We start from the raw sequence: 589 nt of genomic DNA, 5'->3' as shown, positions 1-589 counted from the left end.
CGCGCTCTATGCGCACAAGCTGCAGTTCATCTCGCCCGACCAGTTCAACATCCTGCAGTCCATCGACCTGTTGCTGATGATCGTGATCGGCGGCGTGGGGTCGGTACACGGTGCTTTTCTGGGCGCCATCTTTTTGATCTCCATGCCGCAGGTGATCGGCCTCACCAAAGACTATTTGCCCGCCACTATAGGCCAGGCGCCCGGCCTGCAGGCGGCGGTCTACGGCATTGTGCTGATTGCCTTTGTGCTGTTTGAGCCGATGGGGCTGTATGGCCGCTGGCTGAAGGTTCGCACCTATTTGCAGCTCTTTCCGTTCTACCGCAAGGGCCTGTTCAAACGGCAAAAAACTTTCCAGAAGTCGGACCGTCTGAAATGAGCAAAACACTCCTTTCCGCCAAAAATCTTAGCGTGCGCTTCGGCGGCGTGCTGGCCGTCAACAACGTGAGCTTTGACGTCAAGCAGGGCGAAGTCTTCACGCTCATCGGCCCCAACGGCGCCGGCAAGACCACGGTGTTCAACCTGATCAGCCGCATCTACACGCCCACCACGGGCGAGATTGAATACCGCGGCGAAAAGCTCACCCATCAGC

1 protein-coding gene and 1 pseudogene are annotated in these 589 nt (G+C 58.1%); both read left to right on the top strand.

What is annotated here, in order from left to right; translation table 11 throughout:
* A pseudogene (locus AC1DWI_RS25805) lies at window positions 1-376 on the top strand (branched-chain amino acid ABC transporter permease); the annotation flags it as partial.
* A partial coding sequence (locus AC1DWI_RS25800; RefSeq protein WP_477726276.1) for an ATP-binding cassette domain-containing protein occupies window positions 373-589 on the top strand: 217 nt, incomplete at its 3' end. The pseudogene AC1DWI_RS25805 and the gene AC1DWI_RS25800, both read left to right, overlap by 4 nt.

This window comes from Polaromonas sp. P3_C2 (genome assembly GCF_056402675.1).
The sequence above is the reverse complement of the archived record's forward strand: the minus strand, read 5'-3'. Positions and strand labels throughout refer to the sequence as shown.